Below are 3,162 nucleotides of genomic sequence, written 5' to 3'. Positions count from 1 at the left end.
TGCTCGGTGCTCGGTGCTCGGTGCTCGGTGCTCGGTGCTCGGTGCTCGGTGCTCGGTGCTCGAGAGATATAATATGTTCCGCGGCGGTTTTGCGACGCTCAAACTATCCGTAAAAACACACAAGTCTTGTCTAAAATTAGAATTACTATCCGGTCACGCCTATAGCGCTACTCAGTCTTCTCAACAGGCCGTCATTAACACCTGTTACCGGCACTCCAGGTCTTGAAATCTTTCTTAATCGGCGTTCGGGAGTGTGAAAACGCTCAATCTCCATGACCTTACCTTCCTTGTCAAAAGTCACCTTTAGTACGTCACAGCTATACCTCTGCACAATTGAAGCAGCTGCTCTGTATACAAGACATGAAGGATATATCCAAGAATCCCCCTCTTCAATTACGGGATACCCCAACGTCCTTTCCACGTCAGCTCTTGTTGCGCCTTCCTTTACACTTTCCCAATGCTTTATATTTGCCAATGGATACCCGTTATGTTGCACGTGCAATAAACACCCACTCAGCGCAAAAAGTGCAGAGCACACTACGACAAACCTAACAAGCATAACGGACCTATGGACCATGGTGCACTAGGATAGCATACCATCTTGGTGTGTCAAATACTATGCGTTAGAATACATTGTCCATTAAAAAGGAAATAGGCCGCAAGGACGCGGCAAAGACTATGAGCGACCGTAGGAGTTTCAACTTTCTCCCATACCATTGGCTTGAGCGGCAGCGCGCCTTATTAACTGTATTGTATTTTCCCTACCGTAGAGCTTAACGAAAGAGCCAAATCTTGGACCATCGCTCTGACCCAATAATACCTCGTACAGCATCTTAAACCAAGAACGTAGGTCATTAGGATAATATTTCTTACCAACTTCAAACACATTGTACTGCACCTCATCTGAGGACGCTTCATCATCCATGTTTGATATCGTTTCCACTAAGTCCAAAAGCATCACTATCTCACTATCAGTAGGAGTGCGAAATGACCTATTTGGCATAATAAACATTTTGCAATACTCTACAGAACACTCGAGAAGTTTCAAGAGCAGAGCATTGTCCTCTGTATCAACATTTCCTTTGTATCTTTTTATGAGCTTCTTCAACATCTCTACACCATCTGCATTGCACGCAGAAGCAGTATTGATGAGTAAATAAAACGTCAGACCATAGAGCTCTAACTCAGGTACCTTCCCATTGTGTATATGCCATACAGGATTGTCCAGGCACGGTTCTTTGTGATATTTTTCCACCAAAGAAAGATAGTCATCAACAAATTTCGGCACTACGTCCGCGCACAGACGCTTTGCCCTTTTAGGATTCAAGAACATATATAGAGCAAGGCTTTCATACGGCGCACAAGCAAGCCACTCATCAACAGTAAAGCCGTTACCCTTTGATTTTGATATCTTTTTTCCTTCAGAATCAAGGAAGAGCTCATAGGGAAATAACACCGGGGGCTGTCTTCCCAGCAACTTGCATATTTCGGAGGAGGGCTTAGTAGACGGAGTAAGATCTTTTCCATGAGACTCAAATTGGACCCCAAAAGCAGCCCAACGCATGCCCCAATCCGCTTTCCATTGCAATTTACATTTACCGCCAGTTACCGGGACCTCAACAAGATCACCTCTGTCATTCTCATAGCAAACCGTGCCACGTTCTGGGTCAGTCCTCACTATAGGTACCTGAAGGACCCTTGATGTTTCGGGACATAAGGGCAGAAAAGGACTATACGTTTTTTGCCGCTCTTCACCGAGAGTAGGTAGCAGTATTCCAACCGCATCATCATATTTTTTAAGCAACTTCAGCAACACATCGTCGTAGATGCCCGATCTATAGCATTCTGTAGCACTTTTGAATTCATACTCAAACCCGAATCTATCCAAGAATGCGCAGAATGTATCATTCATATGGTGTGCGTAACTTGGGGCAGTACCGAAGGGATCTGGTATAGAAGAGAGCAACCTGCCTAAATGGGAGGTAAGCATATCACGGTTTGGCAGATTATCAGGTACCTTCCGCAGCCCATCCATATCATCTGAAAAAGCCAGAATCCTTGTCTTTGTTCCGGGAGAGATTTCACGGATAGCATTTGCTACGAAAACTGTTCTAAGCACTTCACCAAAAGTGCCTATGTGCGGCAACCCTGAAGGCCCGTAACCAGTAGACAGTATAATCTCTTTACTGTCACCAAAGGTGTGCAACACCTTCTCGGCTTCTACAAAAGGCCAAGAAACCAATTTCTCCATAATTGGGCTACTTACTACCGCGTCTGCCATTCTACAGCATAAGATAATACGCTTCAACCACTAAGCATAGTTTATGCCGAAACTAATCAAAGCGTATGCGTAAACCAAATTGCGCCAAGCATTTCTGTGCAGCGAAGAGCAAAAGTCCGTGTATACGCCACTGCGCGGATACTTTGTGTTGACGCACGTACATTTCCAGTAAATTTTTGCGTACGCATAGAGTAGCAAGTTAGAGTACTGTAAGAGCAATTTTCCAATCTTTACAGGATGGAAGTTTGTACAAACTAATCACCGGTAATACACTGTTCTAAGGGCAGTTCGTTTGAGTTTATAGTACTAGGGGCTTTCTGTAAAACGTTGATTGAGGTAACTAACGTGGGCAAATAATGAGCTATTGGTGAAATAATACTATGCGATATGATGGCTTGATTATATGCGAATTCTTTAGGAATTGTCATATTGCGTATAAAATATCCGTCTTGTACTGGCTCGTCCCATAGAATTATCTGCTAGATTTTTGTTTTGGCGCGAAGGAATAAGATTTTCAACGCACAAAAAAACATTAATATCACACATCATTATCTCCACTCGTTGCAATAACTTTGTTATATCGCACTCTATGAATGTCGAGAATATATCCCGATATGTAGAAAATTTATGCCGAATATTAGTAGGATAACTGGCATATATAAACCAAGATGATAAGTATCTAATGACACCACTATTTTTGTTGCTCTTGTCCATTATTTCTGAATATGTATGATTCACTGGGCATCGATGTGCAAGAGATATTTTCTAGGAAATTTGTATCTCTCACAGGCTTTTTCTAATGAGGTACAGTATGGCCAAGAGTCAAGACCATAGTACCGTTTTTACTGCCAAAAACTGCGTCTAACATTCTGCCATGCAGT

General features: G+C 42.9%; 2 protein-coding genes. Both read right to left on the bottom strand.

Translation table 11 applies throughout. The features are described 5' to 3' along the window. Positions 1–145: 145 nt before the first annotated feature. Positions 146–577: a hypothetical protein gene (locus R4I06_RS04590; RefSeq protein WP_334414409.1), complete on the bottom strand. Its 432-nt coding sequence runs from the start codon at positions 575–577 to the stop codon at positions 146–148. Between the two features lie 120 nt (positions 578–697). After that, positions 698–2,251 (bottom strand): lysine--tRNA ligase, encoded by a 1,554-nt coding sequence (locus tag R4I06_RS04585; protein ID WP_334414407.1) that lies wholly within the window; start codon positions 2,249–2,251, stop codon positions 698–700. Positions 2,252–3,162: the final 911 nt, after the last annotated feature.

The organism is Anaplasma bovis, from assembly GCF_036903315.1.
Classification (GTDB): domain Bacteria; phylum Pseudomonadota; class Alphaproteobacteria; order Rickettsiales; family Anaplasmataceae; genus Anaplasma; species Anaplasma bovis.
Note: the sequence above shows the minus strand (reverse complement) of the source record. Positions and strands in the feature narration are given on the sequence as shown.

Coding starts and splice junctions, on each gene's coding strand:
- R4I06_RS04585 (WP_334414407.1), bottom strand. CDS start 2,251: ATGGAGAAATTGGTTTCTTGGCCTTTTGTAGAAGCCGAGAAGGTGTTG.
- R4I06_RS04590 (WP_334414409.1), bottom strand. CDS start 577: ATGGTCCATAGGTCCGTTATGCTTGTTAGGTTTGTCGTAGTGTGCTCT.